At 68.2% G+C, this 20,122-nt stretch carries 14 protein-coding genes; 5 read left to right on the top strand and 9 right to left on the bottom strand.

The features are described 5' to 3' along the window. Window positions 1–70: 70 nt before the first annotated feature. Window positions 71–2,569: a murein biosynthesis integral membrane protein MurJ gene (gene murJ, locus AC068B_RS24730; protein WP_478673850.1), complete on the bottom strand. Its 2,499-nt coding sequence runs from the start codon at window positions 2,567–2,569 to the stop codon at window positions 71–73. A 46-nt stretch (window positions 2,570–2,615) separates the two neighbouring features. Next, window positions 2,616–5,024 carry a DUF6049 family protein gene (locus AC068B_RS24725; protein WP_478673849.1) on the bottom strand — a complete coding sequence of 803 codons (2,409 nt, stop codon included), beginning with the start codon at window positions 5,022–5,024 and terminating at the stop codon, window positions 2,616–2,618. 194 nt (window positions 5,025–5,218) lie between these two features. On the opposite strand from AC068B_RS24725, the gene AC068B_RS24720 reads away from it, so the two are divergent. After that, window positions 5,219–6,679 carry a CCA tRNA nucleotidyltransferase gene (locus tag AC068B_RS24720; protein ID WP_478673848.1) on the top strand — a complete coding sequence of 487 codons (1,461 nt, stop codon included), beginning with the start codon at window positions 5,219–5,221 and terminating at the stop codon, window positions 6,677–6,679. A gap of 121 nt (window positions 6,680–6,800) precedes the next feature. On the opposite strand, the gene AC068B_RS24715 is transcribed toward AC068B_RS24720, so the two are convergent. The 4 genes from AC068B_RS24715 to AC068B_RS24700 form a co-directional block, all read right to left on the bottom strand. Further along, window positions 6,801–7,169: an LppU/SCO3897 family protein gene (locus AC068B_RS24715; protein WP_478673847.1), complete on the bottom strand. Its 369-nt coding sequence runs from the start codon at window positions 7,167–7,169 to the stop codon at window positions 6,801–6,803. Window positions 7,170–8,082: 913 nt separating this feature from the next. After that, window positions 8,083–9,351 carry an MFS transporter gene (locus AC068B_RS24710; RefSeq protein WP_478673846.1) on the bottom strand — a complete coding sequence of 423 codons (1,269 nt, stop codon included), beginning with the start codon at window positions 9,349–9,351 and terminating at the stop codon, window positions 8,083–8,085. Window positions 9,352–9,430: 79 nt separating this feature from the next. Further along, window positions 9,431–10,513, bottom strand: coding sequence for an inositol-3-phosphate synthase (locus AC068B_RS24705; protein ID WP_478673845.1), 1,083 nt, complete (start codon window positions 10,511–10,513; stop codon window positions 9,431–9,433). 59 nt (window positions 10,514–10,572) lie between these two features. Further along, on the bottom strand, window positions 10,573–11,259 hold the full coding sequence (locus AC068B_RS24700) for a PadR family transcriptional regulator (RefSeq protein WP_468565658.1): 687 nt from the start codon (window positions 11,257–11,259) through the stop codon (window positions 10,573–10,575). Between the two features lie 373 nt (window positions 11,260–11,632). Here AC068B_RS24700 and AC068B_RS24695 point away from each other — a divergent pair, with 373 nt between their 5' ends. After that, window positions 11,633–14,398 (top strand): transglycosylase domain-containing protein, encoded by a 2,766-nt coding sequence (locus tag AC068B_RS24695; protein ID WP_478673844.1) that lies wholly within the window; start codon window positions 11,633–11,635, stop codon window positions 14,396–14,398. Window positions 14,399–14,537: 139 nt separating this feature from the next. Next, window positions 14,538–16,070, top strand: coding sequence for a glycosyltransferase family 87 protein (locus AC068B_RS24690; protein ID WP_478673843.1), 1,533 nt, complete (start codon window positions 14,538–14,540; stop codon window positions 16,068–16,070). A 97-nt stretch (window positions 16,071–16,167) separates the two neighbouring features. Here AC068B_RS24690 and AC068B_RS24685 read toward each other — a convergent pair whose 3' ends face one another. The 3 genes from AC068B_RS24685 to AC068B_RS24675 all read right to left on the bottom strand — a co-directional run bounded on the left by AC068B_RS24685 (window position 16,168) and on the right by AC068B_RS24675 (window position 18,849). Further along, window positions 16,168–17,199 carry an alanine racemase gene (locus tag AC068B_RS24685; protein ID WP_468565652.1) on the bottom strand — a complete coding sequence of 344 codons (1,032 nt, stop codon included), beginning with the start codon at window positions 17,197–17,199 and terminating at the stop codon, window positions 16,168–16,170. A gap of 66 nt (window positions 17,200–17,265) precedes the next feature. Then, entirely contained in the window at window positions 17,266–18,387 is a 1,122-nt protein-coding gene (locus AC068B_RS24680; RefSeq protein ID WP_055565790.1) for a lipid II:glycine glycyltransferase FemX, read from the bottom strand. 147 nt (window positions 18,388–18,534) lie between these two features. Then, the gene (locus AC068B_RS24675; protein WP_055565789.1) at window positions 18,535–18,849 is read right to left on the bottom strand and encodes a hypothetical protein; all 315 of its coding nucleotides are present in this window, start codon (window positions 18,847–18,849) and stop codon (window positions 18,535–18,537) included. Between the two features lie 266 nt (window positions 18,850–19,115). On the opposite strand from AC068B_RS24675, the gene rpsF reads away from it, so the two are divergent. Next, entirely contained in the window at window positions 19,116–19,406 is a 291-nt protein-coding gene (gene rpsF / locus AC068B_RS24670) for a 30S ribosomal protein S6 (protein ID WP_016644628.1), read from the top strand. Window positions 19,407–19,484: 78 nt separating this feature from the next. Beyond that, window positions 19,485–20,087, top strand: a complete 603-nt coding sequence (locus tag AC068B_RS24665) for a single-stranded DNA-binding protein (protein ID WP_478673842.1) — start codon at window positions 19,485–19,487, stop codon at window positions 20,085–20,087. The last annotated feature ends 35 nt before the right edge of the window (window positions 20,088–20,122 follow it).

Raw genomic sequence — 20,122 nt, 5'->3', positions numbered from 1 at the left:
AATTGTGCCCACAACCCGGCGCTATGCACGACACACGGTGGCCGACGATGGTTGTGCGGGTCCGCTCATCTCACCGGCCGAGACGGCCACGGACCATGCCGACCATGGAATTGAGCTCCGCAATCCGCATCTTTCGGGCAGCCACGAAGAAGACACCGAGAAGTGCGACACCGCCGGCCACGAGCGCCACGAAGGAGCTGATTGCGCCGGTGCCCATCGCCTGCAGAATGGCGAAGCCGACGCCGCCACCGACGACGGCCGCCGGGACCGAGGCGCCGAAGAGCCTGGTGTAGGTGCGTGCCACCTGGGCGCCGTCCAGATCGCCGCCCAGCCGCGCGCGCAGCCGCCGCCAGGCGACGCCGACGCCCACCGAGTAGGCGAGGCCGTAGGAGGCTGCCATGCCGACGACGGCCCACCGGGCGGGCAGGACGAAGAAGCACAGGGCCGAGGCCGCCGCGTTGACGGCCGCAACGATCACGGTGTTGTAGAACGGCGTGCGCGTGTCCTCGTAGGCGTAGAAGCCGCGCAGGACGACGTACTGGAACGAGTACGGAATCAGGCCGAGGCCGAACGCCATCAGGGTGTAGCCGATGTTCTGCGCACCCGCGCCCGAGCCCGCGTACAGCAGCGTGGCCATGGGGACGCCGAGGGCGAGGAAGGCGAAGGCGCACGGCACGATCGCCACGGCGGAGGTCCGCAGGCCGTACGAGATGTCGTCCCGGACGGCAGCGGGGTCGTCGTCGTTCGCGGAGCGGGAGATGCGGGGCAGGACCGCGGTCATCACGGAGACCGTGATGATGGCCTGCGGCATCTGCCACAGCAGCAGCGCGTAGTTGTACGCGGTGATGCCGGTGCCCGGGTGGCCGTGGTCCTCGGCCGTCGCACCGGCGCTGGTGGCCAGCTGGGTCACGACGATCATGCCGAGCTGGTTGGCGAGGACGAAGAAGAACGTCCACTTGGCGAGGCCCGCGGCCTTGCCGAGGCCCTGCCCGCGCCAGTCGAACCGGAGCCGCAGCTTGAAGCCCGCCTCGCGCAGGTACGGCAGCATCGAGAGCGCCTGCACGGTCAGGCCGAGCAGGGTGCCGAGACCGAGCAGCCGTACGCCGTCGGGCGTGATGCTGCCCGCGTTGACGCCGGAGTCGGTGAAGCTGCCGAAGGCCCAGATGAAAGCGCCGAACGTCGCGATGACCACGACGTTGTTGAGGACCGGGGTCCACATCATCGCGCCGAAGCGGCCGCGCGCGTTGAGGACCTGGCCGAGCACGACGTGCAGGCCCATGAAGAACATCGTGGGGATGCAGTACCGGGCGAAGGTGACCGCGACGTCCATCTTCGCGGGGTTGTCGGCGATCGTCGGCGACATCATGCGGATGAGCATGGGCGCCGCGACCACACAGATGACGGTGACGGCCGCGAGCAGGACCATCACGAGGGTCAGGAGCCGGTTGGCGTAGCCCTCGCCCTCGTCCTCGTCGTTCTTCATGGCCCGCACGAGCTGCGGGATGAAGACCGCGTTCAGGGCGCCGCCACCGACGAGGACGTAGATCATCGTCGGCAGGACGTTGGCGACCTGGTACGAGTCGTTGAGCGTGCCGACGCCGATCGCGGCGGCCATGACCAGGGTGCGCAGGAAGCCGGTGAGGCGGGAGACGATCGTCCCCGCCGCCATGAGCGCGCTCGACTTCAGCAGGCTGGACGCGCGGCCTCCGGACTTGGCGGCAGACGCCGGTGCGGCCGGGGGCGCGGGGGCGGCGACCGGGGCGGCCGCGGGACCCGGGACGACCGGCTGCTCGACCGGCGGGTATCCGCCGTTGACGGGCTGCTGGTAGTCGTTGCTCTGGGGATATCCGTTGCCCTGGGGATATCCGTTGCCGTTCCCCTGGGCGTAGCCGTCGTTCTCGGGATAACCACCCTGCTGGTACGCACCCTGCGGGTAGCCACCCTGCTGGTACCCGGCCTGTTGGGGGCCCGCCTGCTGGTATCCGGCCTGCTGATGGCCGCCCTGCTGGTATCCCTCTTGCTGGTACCCGTCCTGCGGGTAGGCGGCTTGCTGGTGACCTGCCTGCTGGTGTCCTGCTTGCTGGCCGCGGTAGCCGCCCGGCTGCTGGTCCCGGAAGAGGTGGGCGAACGCGTCGGGCTCGTGGTGCTCCTCACCGGCCTGGGTGACCAGGTCGTCGACGCCCACGAACTGGGTCGTGCGGGCGTCGTCGCCGTACGGGAGGTGGCGGGTCGGGCCCTCCGGCTCGGGAGCCGGGGTCTGCGCCCACATGCGCGGGTCGGGGGCGTGCTGCGGGGAGGGCGGCTGGGCGTAGAGCGGCGGCTGCTGCTGGTAGGTGCCGGGCGGCGGCGGAGGGTGTGCCGCGCGGTCGTAGAGAGCCTCGGCCACCGGGTCCTGGGCGGAGAGGTCCTGTGCCCGGTAGGGGTCCTGGTCGTAGGCGTCCTGGAGATACATGTCCGGCGCGGGCTGCGGGGGCACCTGCCCGTGCTCGGGGGAGCCGGGCGGCGGGCCCCCGGGCGAGGCGGAGCCGCCCGAGCCCTGGCCACGGTCACCGTCGTACGGCGCGTTCATGGTTACCCCACCTCATCGTCCCCGGGCCCACCGGCCACGACATCGCTCAACGGTCCACTCTCTCACCCGTGTCCGATGGGTCGGTGCTTTCCGGAGCGGTGTCCGGTGTCGGGTCACTCGGGTGCTCGGGGTCGTCCGTCCCGGGCTCACCGCCGGATTCGCCCTCGGGGCCGTTGTCCGGGCCTTCCTCCGCGCCCTGATCCGGCCCCTCGTCCGGTCCCTCCTGGGCGCGCTTGCGGGCCGCGCGCTTGCGCTGCGTGTACATCCGGAACCCGGCGAGGACGAGCAGCAGGAGTCCACCGGCGATGACCAGCATCACCGTGAGGGTGACCTCGGTGACGTTGACCTCGAAGCGCACGGCGTTGCCGTAGGGCTCTCCGTCCTCCGTGTACAGCTGGGCGTACACCGGGACCGGACCGTTGGCGTTGGCCGTGGTGGTGAACTTCACGGACTGGGAGTGGCCGCCCGCGATCTTGATCGGCTTCTCTTCGAACTGCCCGTCGCCGATCTTCAGTCGGGTGGGGTTCCTGGAGGACAGGCGCAGGACCAGATGGTCGACGCCCTGGACCAGGTTGTTCTGCACCGAGACCGGGATGGTCGCGCTGCGCCCGGAGAGCTTCGCGTCGGACCTCTGGATCAGGGACACCTGCCTGGTGAGGTCCTTCAGGTACGCCCAGACGCTGTCCCGATAGGCCTGACCCTCTACCTTGTGGCCGCGCCAGGACGTCGCCATTTCACGGTCTATGGCCCTCCCGAAGGGGGTGACCACGCGGTCCTTCTCGGTGAGGATCACCTGGAAGCGGTCGAGCGAGTTCTGGGTGGCCTGGATGTTCTCGAAGGCCGACCGCGGCAGCTCCTGCTTGCGCAGTGCGTTGGGGTAGGCAGCGGCCGACGGGACCCGGGTGGTGGCCTGCGGATCCGGCTTGGCCTTCGCCGCGGCGGCCAGGTCCTGCGGCTGCGACCACTTTCCGTCCGCGAGGGAGCTCAGCGCCTTCTCCATGGTCTGCGCCTGGCTCGCCGTGGGCATGCGCTGCGGAGCGACGACGATGCTCCGCCCCTTGTCGGGGTCCTGCAGGTTGATCATCAGGCTCTGGGCGAGGAACTCCTGGACGGCGAGCGTGGAGTTCTCCGCCTCGCTCATGTCCCCCTGGAAGGCCGTGGAGAGCCGTGCGTCGGTCACCACGGCGGTGGTGCCGCCGCCGATGGGCCGGGCCGCGGTCGGTGAGTACTGCAGGCCGTTGGTCTCGCGCAGGCTGTCGCTGCGGGTGATCACCGTGTGGGCGCCGGCGGAGGTGGCGACGTCGACGATCGACGGGTCGATCGCTCCGTCGGCGGGCCAGGCGAAGTCGGTGCTCGGCTTCACCTGGAGGATCGTCGTGACCGCCTTGTAGCCCGCGTCGGTGGCTTCCTTGAGGTGACCGAGGGAGCCACCGACCGCCTTGCCGGTGTGCGCGAGGGAGGCCAGGTCGGGGTCGGCGAAGGGAAGCGCGACGATCTTCTTGTCCTTGACGGCGGCCTGGAGGTCGTTGAGCCACTGATTGGCGACCGTCTGCTGCTTGCCCGCCCGGGTGGTCTTTCCGTCCGGGTTTTCGATCCGGTAGCTCTTCGTCATCGCCTCGACCGAGGCGAGCAGGTCCGGATCGATGACCCACGTGACGTTCAGCCGGCTGCCGAGGGACAGGAGCTGTTCCAGGCGCCCGCCCGGGGCGAGCTCGTCGGCGAGGTCGTCGTTCTTGAAGACGGGCGTCTGCTGGTCGTCGGACCCGGTCTTCGCCGTGAGGTGCGTGGCGGTGGTGAGCGGCCACAGGTACGTGGTCTTCGTCTTGGTGTCGGTGGCGTCGGGCTGCCAGGGCAGGAAGGTCCGCTCGATGCCCAGCACCTGGGGATAGGGCTGGGCGGCGCTCTGACCGGTGAGGGAGACCCCCAGCTGGTAGACCCCGCCGACGCCGAGGGACAGTGCCTTGACCGGCACGGAGATGCTGAAGTCCTGCCGCACGCCCGGTGCGAGCCGGGCGATCTTCTCGACGTACTTCCCGCCGACCTCCGTGCCGTCGGCTCCCGGCTGGAAGCCCGTGCGCTTGGCGGCGTTGTCGATCTCGCTGCGGCTGTTGAGGGGCGAGCCGACGCGGAGCCCGACCTGCGCCCCCGTCACCGTCTGCTTGCCGTTGTTGGTGACCGTGCCCGAGACGGTGAGCGTGTCGCCCTCACCGGGCGCGGTAGGGGTGAGCGAGTCCAGGGAGACGTCGACGGTGCGGGATCCGGTGGCGTCGGCCTTCACGCGTGACTGCGCGGCCTCCGCCTTCGTGCTGGGCACTGTGGCGTGCGCCACGGTGCCCGCCGGTGCCTGCAGCAGTCCGGCCAGCAATGGGGTACCCACCAGCAGTGCTGCGGTGCGCCGCAGCCACCGGCTGGCAGGTGAGGGGCTCGTCCCCGGAAAGTCTGCCGCCTCGGCCACGCGTTCGCCCGTCCCTCGTCGTCAGTGGTCGTCGGTTGTGCGTCCACGCATGGTAACGATGCGCGCTGTGGCGAAGTGCCGCGGACTGCTCCACGTGATCGGAAGACGCGGCAGGGGCGGCTGCACGCCCCCCTGCGGGGCGCGGCGGGAATCGGGTCGGCCGCGGGCGGCCGGGGCACGTACCCTTTTCTGTTGTGCCGAACGCCAATGAAGACAATCCCAGCGCCCTGAGCCAGGTGCAGAGCCGCGCGGTCAGTGAGCTGCTGCGTGTGTCCCCTGTCGCGGACGACCTCGCCCGCCGTTTTCAGGAGGCCGGGTTCTCTCTCGCCCTGGTCGGCGGCTCGGTCAGGGACGCCCTGCTGGGCCGGCTCGGCAATGACCTGGACTTCACGACCGACGCCCGCCCCGAGGACGTACTGAAGATCGTCCGGCCGTGGGCCGACGCGGTGTGGGAGGTCGGGATCGCCTTCGGCACGGTCGGCAGCCAGAAGGACGGCTACCAGATCGAGGTGACCACCTACCGCTCTGAGGCGTACGACAGGACCTCGCGCAAGCCCGAGGTTTCCTACGGCGACTCGATCGAGGAAGACCTCGTGCGTCGCGACTTCACCGTGAACGCGATGGCCGTGGCGCTCCCGGAGAAGGAGTTCGTGGACCCGCACGGCGGGCTCGACGACCTCGCGGAGCGTGTCCTGCGCACCCCTGGCACCCCCGAGGACTCCTTCTCCGACGACCCGCTGCGGATGCTGCGGGCCGCGCGCTTCGCCGCGCAGCTGGACTTCGAGGTGGCGCCCGACGTCGTCGCCGCGATGAAGGCGATGGCCGAGCGCATCGACATCGTCTCCGCGGAGCGCGTGCGGGACGAATTGAACAAACTGCTCCTTTCCGTACATCCGCGCAAGGGCCTCGCTCTCCTCGTCGAGACGGGCCTCGCCGATCGGGTTCTCCCCGAGCTGCCCGCGCTGCGTCTGGAGCGTGACGAGCACCATCGCCACAAGGATGTGTACGACCACTCGCTGATCGTCCTCGAGCAGGCGATGGCGCTGGAGACGGACGGCCCGGACCTGACGCTGCGGCTCGCGGCGCTGCTGCACGACATCGGTAAGCCGAAGACGCGGCGCTTCGAGAGCGACGGCCGCGTCTCCTTCCACCACCACGAGGTGGTCGGCGCCAAGATGGTCAAGAAGCGCATGACGGCGCTCAAGTACTCCAACGAGCTCGTGAAGGACGTTTCGCGCCTCGTCGAGCTCCACCTGCGCTTCCACGGCTACGGCACGGGAGAGTGGACGGACTCGGCCGTCCGTCGCTACGTACGCGACGCAGGCCCCCTCCTGGCGCGTCTGCACAAGCTGACCCGCTCCGACTGCACCACGCGCAACAAGCGCAAGGCGAACGCCCTGTCGCGTGCGTACGACGGCCTGGAGGAGCGCATCGCCCGCCTCCAGGAACAGGAGGAGCTGGACTCGATCCGCCCCGACCTGGACGGCAACGACATCATGAAGGTCCTGGACGTGGGACCGGGCCCGGTGATCGGCCAGGCCTACAAGTTCCTTCTGGAGCTGCGCCTCGAGAACGGGCCGATGGAGCGGGACGCGGCTGCCGCTGCGCTCAAGGAGTGGTGGGCCGCGCAGAACTCTGAGGCCGCGCAGAACTGAGAAGGGGCGGTGGGCGCCTCACGGTTTCACGTGAAACATCCACTGTCCTGGACGTGCCGAGGGGCGTTGTTTCACGTGAAACAACGCCCCTCGGCACGTCATGTCGGGAATCGGCCGAGGGTCAGGCTTCCTTCGTGCAGAAGAGGAAGTCCTCGCCCTTCCCTGTCTCGGCGTAGAACCCGGTGGCACCTTCGACCTTGCGGCACTCCGTCTCCGCCGTGAAGGAGGTGTAGTGGCCCTCGATCTTCTTGATGACCTTGACCTCCGCCTCGGAGGAGGAGCAGTCGACGACCTCCATGCGCTGCGAAGAGGACGAGGCCGCCTTCAAGCAGTCGCCTACGGCGGCGGTGTCGGCATCATCCCGACTGGCCCACCAGCCACCGGCGATCACGATCAGGCCCACGACGACCGCCGCTCCCCGCAGGTACGCCTTGATGGGGCGACGCTGCTGCGGAGGCGGGGGAAGCGGGGCGCCCTGGTTGAAGGGCATGTACGGCTGCTGGGGTATGCCCGGCTGCCCCGGTTGCGGCTGCCCCTGTTGTGGCGGGTACGGCGCGGCCGGAGCCGGCTGGCCGTACGGAGCGCTGCCCTGAGGCTGGCCGTAAGGGTTCTGGCCCTGGGGTGGGTATGGAGCCTGGCCTTGGGGCGGCGGAAAAGTCACTTTTGGGGTCCCCCTCGAACGAGAACGCGATGGCGCGAATAAGACCTGCGTAAGTTATCGATACGGAGGGGTGGATCTGAAGTCGGGAGGGGTTCTGTGGCGCTGATGTGACACTTACGTCGCGCCATAGCGATCCGTACCGTCAGCAATCGCCACCAGAGTGGCGCCTCTCGGCGTGAAGCCGGTCAAGCAGCCGTCGGTCAGTTGTGGCGATCGTCCCGATATCCCAAAGGGGCTGCCCTGAGTGATATGAATCTCACTTTGAGTGACGCTTCCTCTTCTGTGCTGAATCCATCGGAAGATGATCCAGACAGTGGAACGCGTGCTCCAGGAGGAACAGTTGAAGCGAATATTGGCCATGGGCGTGGCAACCATGGGCGTAGTTGCCGGCATGATCGCGATGCCCGCGACGGCCTCTGCGCAGCCTGGAAATTGCCTCACGGGCGGCGAGCGGGACGGCTACCCGATGTATGCCCACTCGGCCTGCGGTGCGGGGTCGGGGCAGTTCCGTGTCATCGCCGTCTGCGACCCGTACAGCGGTGACGCTTACACCGTGTACGGAAAGTGGGCAACGCCCAAGTTGTCCATGTCCAAGGCTTTCTGTAGAGGTAAGGACTACCTGAGCTCGTGGCGATTCGACCCCAGGTAACCGGGTCGTCGAATTGATGCTGTTCCTGGCGCTCTGGAATGACCGGGCGCCAGGAGCTCTTTCAGGATTTGGGTCGCTGGCGCACCAAGCCCGTCAGGCACTACTTGCATGCGCGCCATAGCGGGTCATGGCACCAGTAACTGCCGCGTAGAGCAAAGCCACGAACAGGACCAGCGGAACCGATCGCCCGTCGGGCGGCAGTACCAGAGCGGCCACTGCCGCCGCGCCGACGAAGGCGACGTTGAACAGCACGTCGTAGACCGAGAAGATCCGCCCTCGGTAGCCGTCGTCCACCGAGGACTGCACCACCGTGTCGGTGGCGATCTTCGCGCCCTGGGTCGTCACGCCGAGGAAGAAGGCGGCGATGAGCAGGGGCACGGGGGCGAACGGGAGGCCGAGCGCCGGTTCCAGGACTGCTGCCGCCCCTGCGCAGACGGCGATCCAGCCGGCCGCTCCCAGCCGCCCCACCGCCCACGGCGTCACCAAGGCGGCTACGAAGAACCCCGCGCCGGAGATCCCCACAGCGAGCCCGAGCAGCGCGAGCCCGTCGGATTCCGTCGACGACCAGGCGTACCGGCACAGCATCAGGACCATGACCGTCAGGGCGCCGTAGCAGAACCGCATCACCGTCATCGCGGCCAGCGTGCGGGCGGCCGCCGGGCGCTGTGCCAGGTGCCGCATGCCCGCCGTCAGCCCGCGGGCGGTTCCGGCGAGCGCGGCGCCGAGGCGTGGCCGCACCAGTTCCGGGTCGGGGCCGAGCAGTTCGCGCGCCATGCGGAGCGAGGCGAGCGCCGCGCAGAGATACAGGGCGGCGCCGCACAGGACCACGGCCGCGTCCGAGTCCGACGCCACGATGCGGATCACGAAGGCGAGGCCGCCGCCCAGTGTCGCGGCCAACGTGCCCGCGGTCGGCGAGAGGGAGTTCGCGACGACCAGACGGTCGGCGTCGACCACCCGGGGCAGCGCGGCCGAGAGACCCGCCAGGACGAAACGGTTGACGGCCGTGACACAGAGGGCGGAGGCGTAGAAGAGCCAGTCGGGGACGCTGCTCAGCATCAGTACGGCGGTCAGGGACGCCAGGGCGGCCCGCAGGAGGTTGCCGTAGAGGAAGACCTGGCGGCGCTGCCAGCGGTCGAGGAGGACGCCCGCGAACGGTCCGATCAGCGAATAGGGGAGCAGCAGCACCGCCATGGCGGAAGCGATCGCCCCCGGCGAGGCCTGCTTCTCCGGGGAGAACACGACGTACGTGGCGAGCGCGACCTGGTAGACGCCGTCCGCCCCCTGGGAGATCAGCCGTACGGCGAGCAGCCGTCGAAAGTCCCGCAGCCGCAGCAGTATCCGCAGGTCACCGACGACAGCCATGGATCACAGCCTCACATACGAGGAGGGTCCCCGGGCGGAATGCCCGGGGACCCTCGACAAGCAACAAGGAGAGAGCTGTTTAGCGCTCGACCTCGCCCTTGATGAACTTCTCGACGTTGGCGAAGGCCTCGTCGTCGAAGTACTGGACCGGCGGGGACTTCATGAAGTAGCTCGACGCGGAGAGGATCGGGCCGCCGATGCCGCGGTCCTTGGCGATCTTCGCGGCGCGCAGGGCGTCGATGATGACACCGGCCGAGTTCGGGGAGTCCCAGACCTCGAGCTTGTACTCCAGGTTCAGCGGGACGTCACCGAAGGCACGGCCCTCGAGGCGGACGTACGCCCACTTGCGGTCGTCGAGCCACGCCACGTAGTCCGACGGGCCGATGTGGACGTTCTTCTCGCCCAGCTCGCGGTCCGGGATCTGCGAGGTGACGGCCTGCGTCTTCGAGATCTTCTTGGACTCGAGGCGGTCGCGCTCGAGCATGTTCTTGAAGTCCATGTTGCCGCCGACGTTGAGCTGCATGGTGCGCTCAAGACGGACACCGCGGTCCTCGAACAGCTTCGCCATCACACGGTGCGTGATGGTGGCGCCGACCTGCGACTTGATGTCGTCGCCGACGATCGGGACACCGGCCTCGGTGAACTTGTCCGCCCACTCCTTGGTGCCGGCGATGAAGACCGGGAGGGCGTTGACGAAGGCGACCTTGGCGTCGATGGCGCACTGCGCGTAGAACTTCGCGGCAGCCTCGGAACCGACGGGCAGGTAGCAGACGAGGACGTCGACCTGGCGGTCCTTGAGGATCTGGACGACGTCGACCGGGGCCTCGGAGGACTCCTCGATGGTCTGGCGGTAGTACTTGCCCAGGCCGTCGTGGGTGTGGCCGCGCTGGACGGTCACGCCCGAGTTCGGCACGTCGCAGATCTTGATGGTGTTGTTCTCGCTGGCGCCGATTGCGTCCGAGAGGTCGAGGCCGACCTTCTTCGCGTCGACGTCGAACGCGGCGACGAACTCGACGTCACCGACGTGGTAGTCGCCGAACTGGACGTGCATCAGGCCCGGGACCTTGCTGTCCGGGTCTGCGTCCTTGTAGTACTCGACGCCCTGGACCAGCGAGGCGGCGCAGTTGCCCACGCCGACGATGGCTACGCGAACCGAACCCATTCCGGTTGCTCCCTGTGTGATCTCGGTATTCCGGATGAAACCCGGCGGAACGCTGGGTCTCACTTGGCGGGGTCATCGGACGGATCCGGCGGCGGGTCGTTCTCCCGCCGCCGGGGCAGGTCCGCCGACTCCCCAGATGTGCTGTTCTGCTGAGCGGAGCTGCCGGGGGCGGACCGTTGCTGGTCCCGCCCTGCTCGCTCGCTCTCGATGAGCTCGTTCAGCCAGCGCACTTCGCGCTCCACGGACTCCATGCCGTGCCGCTGCAGCTCAAGCGTGTAGTCGTCCAGGCGCTCCCGGGTACGGGCCAGGGAAGCGCGCATCTTCTCCAGGCGCTCTTCGAGTCGGCTGCGGCGGCCCTCGAGCACCCGCATCCGAACGTCTCGCGAGGTCTGCCCGAAGAAGGCGAAGCGGGCGGCGAAGTGCTCGTCCTCGTACGCATCGGGGCCGGTCTGCGAGAGCAGATCCTCGAAGTGCTCCTTACCTTCCGCCGTCAACCGATAGACGATCTTGGCGCGACGCCCTGTGAGTGGAGCTGCCAGGGCATCTTCGGGGGTGCTGCCCGACTCCTCGATCAACCAGCCGTTGGCGACCAGCGTCTTGAGGCAGGGGTAGAGCGTCCCGTAGCTGAAGGCGCGGAACACTCCCAGCGACGTATTGAGTCGTTTGCGCAGCTCATAGCCGTGCATCGGGGATTCGCGAAGCAGACCGAGCACGGCGAATTCCAGGATGCCGGAGCGCCTGCTCATCTTCGCCTCCCGTCTGCCACGGTCCCTCAGTACGGCCTTTATGCCGAGCTGATGTATCGACTCGATACATCGAGACGATAGAACGGCGATCCGGTTGATACAAGAGGGGGCACGGTGAACGGCGTCACATCACCGATTCGTAGGAAGTAACTTGCCTGATTTGGGGTGAACTTCGGCTCTAGGAGGGTTTTGACGGTGCGTAGTCTGTGCGCCATGCATGCCGCCGGGAACCAAGTGACGTCAGGGAGCGTCGTCGTCCCCGGTGTAGTGCGGGCGCGTTCAGGAACGGGCGCATCCGCACTTCGGGGGGACCGGAAACCAGCCGCCGTTTCCAGGCGTGGACAACTGCGCCTGCCCGAGGAGTAATCGTTCGATGAGCGAGCACCGTCGCAAACCGCCGCAGCCGCAGGGCGGCGGACGCGCCGCGGCCCGGCGCGGCACCCCAGGGGCGCCGTCGGGTCGTCGCGCGGCACCGCGGGGCGACACAGGATCACCCTCTTCCTCCTACGGGGGGCCGGGACACGATTCCGGGACCCCGGACGATGGGGACCGCCCCTATGGCGGCAGGGCCGAGGCCCGACGCGCCGCACAGCGCAGCGGCTCGGTCGGCTCCGGCGGCGGTCGCCGAAGGGCGCCCGACGGTGGTGGCCGTGCGGGCGGCGGTGGCGGAGGCCGCCGTGGTGGCGGCGGGTCCGGCGGACCGGGCGGGGCAGGCCGTGGCAGGGGCCGCGGTGCCGAGCCGCCCCGTAAGAAGCGGTTCATCGACTACCCGCGCGTGGGCAAGGACGGCGTGCGCCGCTGGGTCCCGTCGTGGCGCCTGGTCACCGGCATGTTCCTCGGTTTCATGGGCGGCCTGATGGCGGTCGCGGGCATCGCGTACGCCCTGGTGGAGGTGCCGGAGGTCGACAAGGCGGCCAAGGCCCAGAACAACGTCTACTACTGGGCTGACGGCAAGCAGATGGTCGCTACCGGTGGTGAGCGCAACCGCCAGATCATCGACTACGACGACATCCCCAAGGAGATGCGCTTCGCCGTCATGTCGGCGGAGAACAAGACGTTCGAGAAGGACAAGGGCGTCGACCCGATGGGCATCACCCGGGCCGTGGTCAACATGGCCAAGGGCGGGCAGACCCAGGGTGGCTCCACGATCACCCAGCAGTACGTGAAGAACGCGCGACTCGGCGATCAGTCGCAGACGTTCACCAGGAAGTTCAAAGAGCTCTTCATCTCCATAAAGGTCGGCCGGACGGTGTCCAAGGAGGACATCATGGCCGGTTATCTGAACACCGCCTATTACGGACGTGGGGCCTACGGCATCCAGGCGGCAGCCCGGGCGTACTTCAACAAGGAAGCCAGCGAGCTGAACCCGAGCCAGTGCGCGTTCCTCGCGACCGTGCTGAAGGGCGCCACGTACTACGACCCCGCCGGTTACCCGGAGATCGACCCCGGGGCGAACAAGCAGGACAACACCGCCCGCGCCAAGAAGCGCTGGAAGTGGATCCTCGACGAAGAGGTCAAGGACGGCCGCCTGACCGCCGAGCAGCGGGCCGAGTACCAGGAGTTCCCGAAGCTGCAGAACCCGCGGTCGAACATGGACCTGGCCGGTCAGACGGGTTACCTCGTGGACCTGGCCAAGGCGTACGTCATCAGGAACACCAACATCACCGCCGAGCAGCTCCAGCAGGGCGGCTACGAGATCCACACGACCTTCGACAGGACGAAGGTCAAGGCTCTCGAGGAGTCGGTGAACAAGGTCCGCAAGGAGAAGATCAAGCCGAAGGTGCGTCCGGAGAAGGACACGCACGTTCAGTTCGGCGGGGCCTCGGTGGATCCGAAGGACGGCGCGATCAAGGCCATCTACGGCGGCGAGGACGCGACCAAGCACTTCACGAACAACGCCGACCAGACCGGTGCCCAGGTCGGTTCGACGTACAAGCCGTTCGTGCTGGCCGCCGCGTTCAAGTACGGCGTGCGTGACCCGGACGGCCCGGAGGAGCAGACCGAGGCCGAGCGCACCATCGTCAACCCGAAGAGTCTCTACAGCGGCAAGAACGAGCTGAAGATCCAGAAGTACAACGGTGACGTCTGGACGGACCGCGATGGCAAGCAGTGGAACCAGAAGAACGACGGTAACCAGTCGTACAACCGGCCCAGCTTCCAGATCGACCTCCGCGAGGCGATGAGGGAGTCGGTCAACTCGGCCTACGTGCAGCTCGGCATGGACGTCGGACTGGAGAAGGTGAAGCAGTCCGCCATGGATGCCGGTCTCAAGGATGACAGCTCCATGGCCGGCGCCACCTATCCGTCCTTCTCACTCGGCACCTCGTCGCCGAGCGCGATCCGGATGGCCGGGGCGTACTCCACCTTCGCGGCGAGCGGCAAGCAGAACGAGCCGTACTCGGTGAAGGAGGTCGAGCACGAGGGCGACACGGTCTTCCGCCACGAGAACAAGCCCAAGCAGGCCTACAGCTCGGAGGTCGCCGACAACGTGACCGACGTCCTGCGGACCGTCGTGGACAAGGGCACGGGTACCTCCGCCCAGCTCAGCGGCCGTCAGGTCGCCGGTAAGACCGGTACGACGGACGGCAACAAGTCCGCCTGGTTCGTCGGCTACACCCCGCAGTTGTCGACGGCGGTCAGCATGTACCGGCTCGACGACGACGAGACCAACAAGAAGCGCAAGTTCCTGGAGATGTTCGGCACGGGTGGCGAGGAGAAGATCCACGGCGCCTCGTTCCCCGCGAAGATCTGGCAGGACTACATGGAGCAGGCGCTCAAGGGCAAGCCCGTCATGAACTTCCCGGTGCCCGGGCCGATCGGCAAGGTCGTCGGAGAGACGCCGCCGCCGACGACGCCGACGCCGACGAAGACCGAGGAGCCGGAGGAGACCACGTCGCCGACGCCCACGGAGACCAAGACCACGAAGCCGCCGACGCAGAGCCCCGATCCCGGCGAGAGCTGTGATCCGTTCGACTGGGACTGCAACCACAACGGCGGTCAGGAGAACGGCGGTGCCGACGGCGGCGTCGACGGTGGCCCGGGCGGGGAGTCCCCACCCGCGACCGAGGACCCGGCCGGTGGCGGAGGCAACAATGGCAATGGCAACGGAGGGGGCATCTTCGGCGGGCCGACAGGCTGAGCCGAAGATGCCGGAGAGTCCCGGCGGGCCGCCATAGAGGCGCTCCCCCACGGATGTTTCACGTGAAACGAGGGCCGTCGCACCGATGGGTGCGGCGGCCCTCTCCGCGTTCCCAGTCGCGTACGGCAGGATGTCGGGCATGCCCAGTGCAGACCCCAGCGCAGAGACGCCGCGCACGAGCGCGTACGAGCCTGTGAGCCCGCAGGAGCAGGAACAGGAGCCGGTACGGCCCACGAGGGAGGACGAGGTCGCCCGGGCCGGTAGTGAGCTGGTTGGCGGCCCGGTAGGCCGAAGAGTGCTGTTCGCCGCCTCCTGGTGGACTCCCGTGCGCGTCATCGCGCTCATCGCGCTCGGGATGTTCGCGCTCGGGATGATCCAGAAGATGCCGTGCTACAACGGTGCGTGGTTCTTCGGAGCCAGCTCGCAGTACACGCATGCGTGCTACTCCGACATCCCGCACCTCTATCAGGGACGCGGTTTCGCCGACGGCCTGGTGCCGTACTTCGACAGGCTCCCCGGTGACATGGAGTACCTCGAGTACCCCGTCCTCACCGGGGTGTTCATGGAGATGGCGTCCTGGGTGACGCCCGGCAGCGGATCCATCCAGCACCAGGAAAAGATCTACTGGATGGTCAACGCCGGGATACTGATGGCCTGCACCGCGGTCGTCGCCGTCTGTGTGACACGCACCCACCGGCGCCGCCCCTGGGACGCGCTGCTCGTCGCCCTCGCACCGGCCTTCGCACTGACGGCCACCATCAACTGGGACCTGCTCGCCGTGGCCCTCACGGCCGCCGCGATGCTGATGTGGTCACGCGCGCGCGTCGTCGCTTTCGGTGTGCTCCTCGGGCTCGCCACGGCCGCCAAGCTGTATCCCGTACTGATCCTCGGCCCGCTGCTGATCCTGTGCTGGCGCGCGGGCAGATGGCGGGAGTTCGGGACCGCGCTGCTCGGCACGGTGGGCGCCTGGCTGGTCGTGAACCTGCCGGTGATACTGCTCGCGAGCGACGGCTGGTCGAAGTTCTACACGTTCAGCCAGGAGCGCGGCGTCGACTTCGGCTCCTTCTGGCTGATCCTCTCCCAGCGGATGGACTCCCCGTTGACCACCGACACGGTCAACACCCTGGCGGCCGTGCTGATGCTCCTCGCCTGTCTGGGAGTCGGCGCCCTCGGACTCACCGCCCCGCGCCGCCCGCGCTTCGCACAACTGGCCTTCCTGGTGGTCGCCGCCTTCGTCCTCACCAACAAGGTCTACTCGCCGCAGTACGTCCTGTGGCTGATCCCCCTCGCCGCGCTCGCCCGGCCGCGCTGGCGCGACTTCCTGATCTGGCAGGCGTGCGAAGTCGCGTACTTCCTCGGGATCTGGCTCTACCTGGCGTACACGACGAGCGGAGACGCCCACAAGGGGCTGCCGACCGAGGGATACCAACTCGCCATCGTCGTGCATCTGTTGGGCACGCTGTACCTGTGTGCCGTGATCGTGCGCGACATCCTGATGCCGGAGCGGGACGTGGTGCGGATCGCAGGGGACGACGACCCGTCAGGGGGCGTCCTGGACGGCGCGCGGGACGTCTTCGTGCTGGGGAACGCGGGCCGTTCGAGGCGGACCGCACTGCACACCTCGGAGGCGCCCGCCGTGAAGTGGGGTTCGGCGGCCGATCTGCCGGGCTGAGGAGCGTTCGCACACGCGGAAGAGCCGTTCACAAACGCGGAAGGGCCGGTACGAATCGTCGTCGTACCGGCCCCTCCGCGTGCTGGATCGATCCGCCTCAGCGGTCGACGATCCGGTCGAACTGCGTGGTGGTGTGCCGCAGGTGGGCCACCAGCTCCTCGCCGACCTTCGGCTCCTGGGCGTCCGAAGGCACGAAGAGGATCGAGACCTGCATGTGCGGCGGCTCCGCGAACCAGCGCTGCTTGCCCGCCCAGACGAAGGGCGAGAGGTTGCGGTTCACGGTCGCGAGGCCCGCGCGCGCCACACCCTTGGCCCGCGGCATCATGCCGTGCAGCGCCTTCGGGGCCTCCAGGCCGACACCGTGCGAGGTGCCCCCGGCCACCACGACCAGCCAGCCGTCGGAAGCAGCCTTCTGCTGGCGGTAGCCGAAGCGGTCGCCCTTGGCGACGGCGGTGACGTCGAGGACGGCACCGCGGTACTCGGTGGCCTCGTGATCGCCCAGCCAGAGGTTCGTGCCGATGCGGGCACGGAAGCGGGTCTGCGGGAACTGCTGCTGAAGACGCGCCAGTTCACCGGCCTTGAGGTGGCTGACGAACATGGTGTGCAGCGGCAGGCGGGCCGCGCGCAGACGGTCCATCCAGCCGATGACCTCCTCGACGGCGTCCGAGCCGTCGGTGCGGTCCAGCGGCAGGTGGATCGCGAAGCCTTCGAGGCGTACGTCCTCGATGGCGGCGTGCAGCTGCGGAAGCTCCTGCTCGCTGACTCCGTGGCGCTTCATCGAGGACATGACCTCGATGACGACGCGGGCCCCCACGAGGCCGTGCACGCCGTCGAGCGACGACACGGAGCGGATGACGCGGTCGGGCAGTGGCACCGGCTCCTCGCCCCGCCGGAACGGGGTCAGGACCAGCAGGTCGCCGCTGAACCAGTCCTTGATGCGAGCGGCTTCGTAGGTGGTGCCCACGGCGAGCACGTCGGAGCCGAAGCGCGTGGCTTCCTCGGCGAGGCGCTCATGCCCGAAGCCGTAGCCGTTGCCCTTGCAGACCGGGACGATGCCCGGGAACTGCTCCAGCATGTGCTTCTGGTGTGCCCGCCAGCGCGCGGTGTCGACATAGAGCGTGAGCGCCATGGCTGGATCCCGGAACCTTTCTCGTGTCTGCGGTGTATCAGAGTTATGGAAGGAAATTGTGCGGGATCAGCGGCGCGACATGTAGATGTCCAGCGCCTTGTGCAGCAGCTTGTTGAGCGGGAAGTCCCACTCGCCGATGTACTCGGCGGCTTCGCCGCCGGTGCCGACCTTGAACTGGATCAGGCCGAAGAGGTGGTCCGTCTCGTCCAGCGAGTCGGAGATGCCGCGCAGGTCATAGACCGTGGCGCCCATGGCGTACGCATCGCGGAGCATCCGCCACTGCATCGCGTTCGAGGGCCTGACCTCGCGCCCGATGTTGTCCGATGCGCCGTAGGAGTACCAGACGTGCCCGCCGACGACGAGCATCGTCGCGGCCGACAGGTTCACGCCGTTGTGCCGCGCGAAGTACAGCCGCATGCGGTTGGGGTCCTCGGAGTTGAGGGCCTGCCACATCTGCTGGAAGTAGCCGAGCGGCCGCGGGCGGAACTTGTCGCGCACCGCGGTGATCTCGTAGAGACGCTGCCACTCGGGCAGGTCGTGGTAGCCGCCCTGGACGACCTCGACGCCGGCCTTCTCGGCCTTCTTGATGTTGCGCCGCCACAGCTGGTTGAAGCCCTTCTGGACCTCGTCCAGGGAGCGGTTGGCCAGCGGCACCTGGAAGACGAAGCGGGGCTGCACGTCGCCGAAGCCGGCGCCGCCGTCCTCGCCCTGCTGCCAGCCCATCCGGCGCAGCCGGTCGGAGACCTCGAAGGCCCGCGGCTCGATGTACGTCGCCTCGGTGTCCCGCAGCCGCTTCACGTCGGGGTTCTGGATGCCGGCCTTGATCGCCGGAGCGTCCCAGCGACGGATCACGACCGGCGGACCCATCTTCACGGAGAAGGCGCCCTGCTGCTTCAGATGCGCCAGCATCGGCTGCAGCCACTCGTCGAGGTTCGGGGCGTACCAGTTGATGACCGGGCCCTCGGGCAGGTACGCGAGATAACGCTTGAGCTTGGGCAGCTGCCGGTAGAGCACCAGGCCCGCACCGACCAGCTCACCGGTCCTGTCGTCGAACCAGCCCAGGTTCTCCGAGCGCCATTCGCTCTTCACGTCAGCCCATGCCGGGACCTGGCAATGACTCGCCGACGGCAGTGTCTGGATATATGCCAGATGCTGCTCGCGACTGATGGTCCTCAGGGTCAGACTCATTCGGGGCGCTCCTCGGGCTGGTGTGTCCCCATGGGTACAGGGGCTCCGGCTCTCGCGCCGAAGCCTACTGCGCCCTGCGAGCGACCCGTCTGGGCGTACGGGACTAAGGCCCCCGGCCGCTCGTGCGACCGGGGCCCCGCGAGGCCGTCAGCCGACGACTCCGCCGAAAAGTCCGCCGTGTGCCATGCCCAGGAAGAAGCCGACCGCCGAGGCTCCGAGACCCAGGATCAGGCCGAAGCGCTCACGCGTCGTCACCGAGATGAACTGGCCGTACGCGCCCGTGGCGATCCCGATCAGGCCTGCCCACGAGCTGATCAGATGGAGGTTGTGGAACATCGCGGTCACGAAGGCGATCGCCCCGAGCACCAGCGTCACGCCCAGCAGCGTGTCCTGGAGCGGATGAGGCTTGCCGTCCGTGGCGAAGAGGGAAGTGGCGGTGTTCGGTCGCATTACCTGTGCCATGAGAGGCACCTCCTGCGGAAGGCGGCGCATCGTAGCGCCATAGACACCCGATGTGTACAGATTCTGCCCGCCCACCGCCGGATTTCAACCGGAAGCCTCGGTGCGGGTACTGTGTACCGTCTGCACCGGTGTCTGCCCAGGCCACATCATGAGCCCCCGCTCGCGGGAGTCGATTGTCAGTGGCTGCCGATACCGTTGCGTACGCATCACGACCCTCCTGCCACGGAACGACCGTGGCCGCTGAGTCCAAAGGAGGTGGGTTCCACATGCGTCACTACGAAGTGATGGTCATCCTCGACCCCGATCTCGAGGAGCGCGCTGTCTCCCCGCTGATCGAGAACTTCCTTTCTGTCGTCCGTGAGGGCAACGGAAAGGTCGAGAAGGTCGACACCTGGGGCCGTCGTCGTCTGTCCTACGAGATCAAGAAGAAGCCCGAGGGCATCTACTCGGTCATCGACCTGCAGGCCGAGCCTGCGGTCGTCAAGGAGCTCGACCGACAGATGAACCTGAACGAGTCGGTCCTCCGGACCAAGGTCCTCCGTCCCGAGATGCACTGAGCTTCTTAGCTCAGCAGCACCCGGGAATCGAGTAGCAGCAACAAGCAGCCAGCAGCAAACCCGCCGAGAGGTTCCCCCATGGCAGGCGAGACCGTCATCACGGTCGTCGGCAATCTTGTCGACGACCCCGAGCTGCGCTTCACCCCCTCCGGTGCGGCGGTCGCGAAGTTCCGTGTCGCGTCCACCCCCCGCACCTTCGACCGCCAGACGAACGAGTGGAAGGACGGCGAAAGCCTCTTCCTCACCTGCTCGGTCTGGCGTCAGGCGGCGGAGAACGTCGCGGAGTCGCTCCAGCGAGGCATGCGCGTCGTCGTGCAGGGCCGGCTGAAGCAGCGGTCCTATGAGGACCGTGAGGGCATCAAGCGCACGGTCTACGAGCTCGACGTCGAGGAAGTCGGCGCCAGCCTGAAGAACGCCACGGCCAAGGTCACCAAGACCACCGGTCGAGGCGGCCAGGGCGGTTACGGCGGCGGCAGTGGCGGCGGCCAGCAGGGCGGTGGCTGGGGCGGTGGCTCCGGCAACGGTCAGCAGCAGGGTGGCGGCGGCGGTGCTCCCGCCGACGACCCCTGGGCGACCGGCGCTCCGGCTGGCGGCAACCAGCAGCAGGGCGGCGGCGGTGGCGGCTGGGGCGGAAGCTCCGGCGGCTCCGGTGGCGGCTACTCGGACGAGCCCCCCTTCTAAGCCTCAGGGCTCTGGCCTTCGGGCCGAGGGGTGGG

It is taken from the genome of Streptomyces sp. NPDC042371, assembly GCF_056437465.1.
The sequence above is the reverse complement of the archived record's forward strand: the minus strand, read 5'-3'. Positions and strand labels throughout refer to the sequence as shown.

Excerpts from the sequence above, each read along its gene's own strand:
- rpsF (WP_016644628.1), top strand. The coding sequence starts at position 19,116 with ATGCGTCACTACGAAGTGATGGTCATCCTCGACCCCGATCTCGAGGAG.
- AC068B_RS24680 (WP_055565790.1), bottom strand. The coding sequence starts at position 18,387 with ATGAGTCTGACCCTGAGGACCATCAGTCGCGAGCAGCATCTGGCATAT.
- AC068B_RS24710 (WP_478673846.1), bottom strand. The coding sequence starts at position 9,351 with ATGGCTGTCGTCGGTGACCTGCGGATACTGCTGCGGCTGCGGGACTTT.
- AC068B_RS24705 (WP_478673845.1), bottom strand. The coding sequence starts at position 10,513 with ATGGGTTCGGTTCGCGTAGCCATCGTCGGCGTGGGCAACTGCGCCGCC.
- AC068B_RS24685 (WP_468565652.1), bottom strand. The coding sequence starts at position 17,199 with ATGGCGCTCACGCTCTATGTCGACACCGCGCGCTGGCGGGCACACCAG.
- AC068B_RS24700 (WP_468565658.1), bottom strand. The coding sequence starts at position 11,259 with ATGAGCAGGCGCTCCGGCATCCTGGAATTCGCCGTGCTCGGTCTGCTT.
- AC068B_RS24695 (WP_478673844.1), top strand. The coding sequence starts at position 11,633 with ATGAGCGAGCACCGTCGCAAACCGCCGCAGCCGCAGGGCGGCGGACGC.
- AC068B_RS24690 (WP_478673843.1), top strand. The coding sequence starts at position 14,538 with ATGCCCAGTGCAGACCCCAGCGCAGAGACGCCGCGCACGAGCGCGTAC.
- AC068B_RS24715 (WP_478673847.1), bottom strand. The coding sequence starts at position 7,169 with ATGCCCTTCAACCAGGGCGCCCCGCTTCCCCCGCCTCCGCAGCAGCGT.
- murJ (WP_478673850.1), bottom strand. The coding sequence starts at position 2,569 with ATGAACGCGCCGTACGACGGTGACCGTGGCCAGGGCTCGGGCGGCTCC.
- AC068B_RS24665 (WP_478673842.1), top strand. The coding sequence starts at position 19,485 with ATGGCAGGCGAGACCGTCATCACGGTCGTCGGCAATCTTGTCGACGAC.
- AC068B_RS24675 (WP_055565789.1), bottom strand. The coding sequence starts at position 18,849 with ATGGCACAGGTAATGCGACCGAACACCGCCACTTCCCTCTTCGCCACG.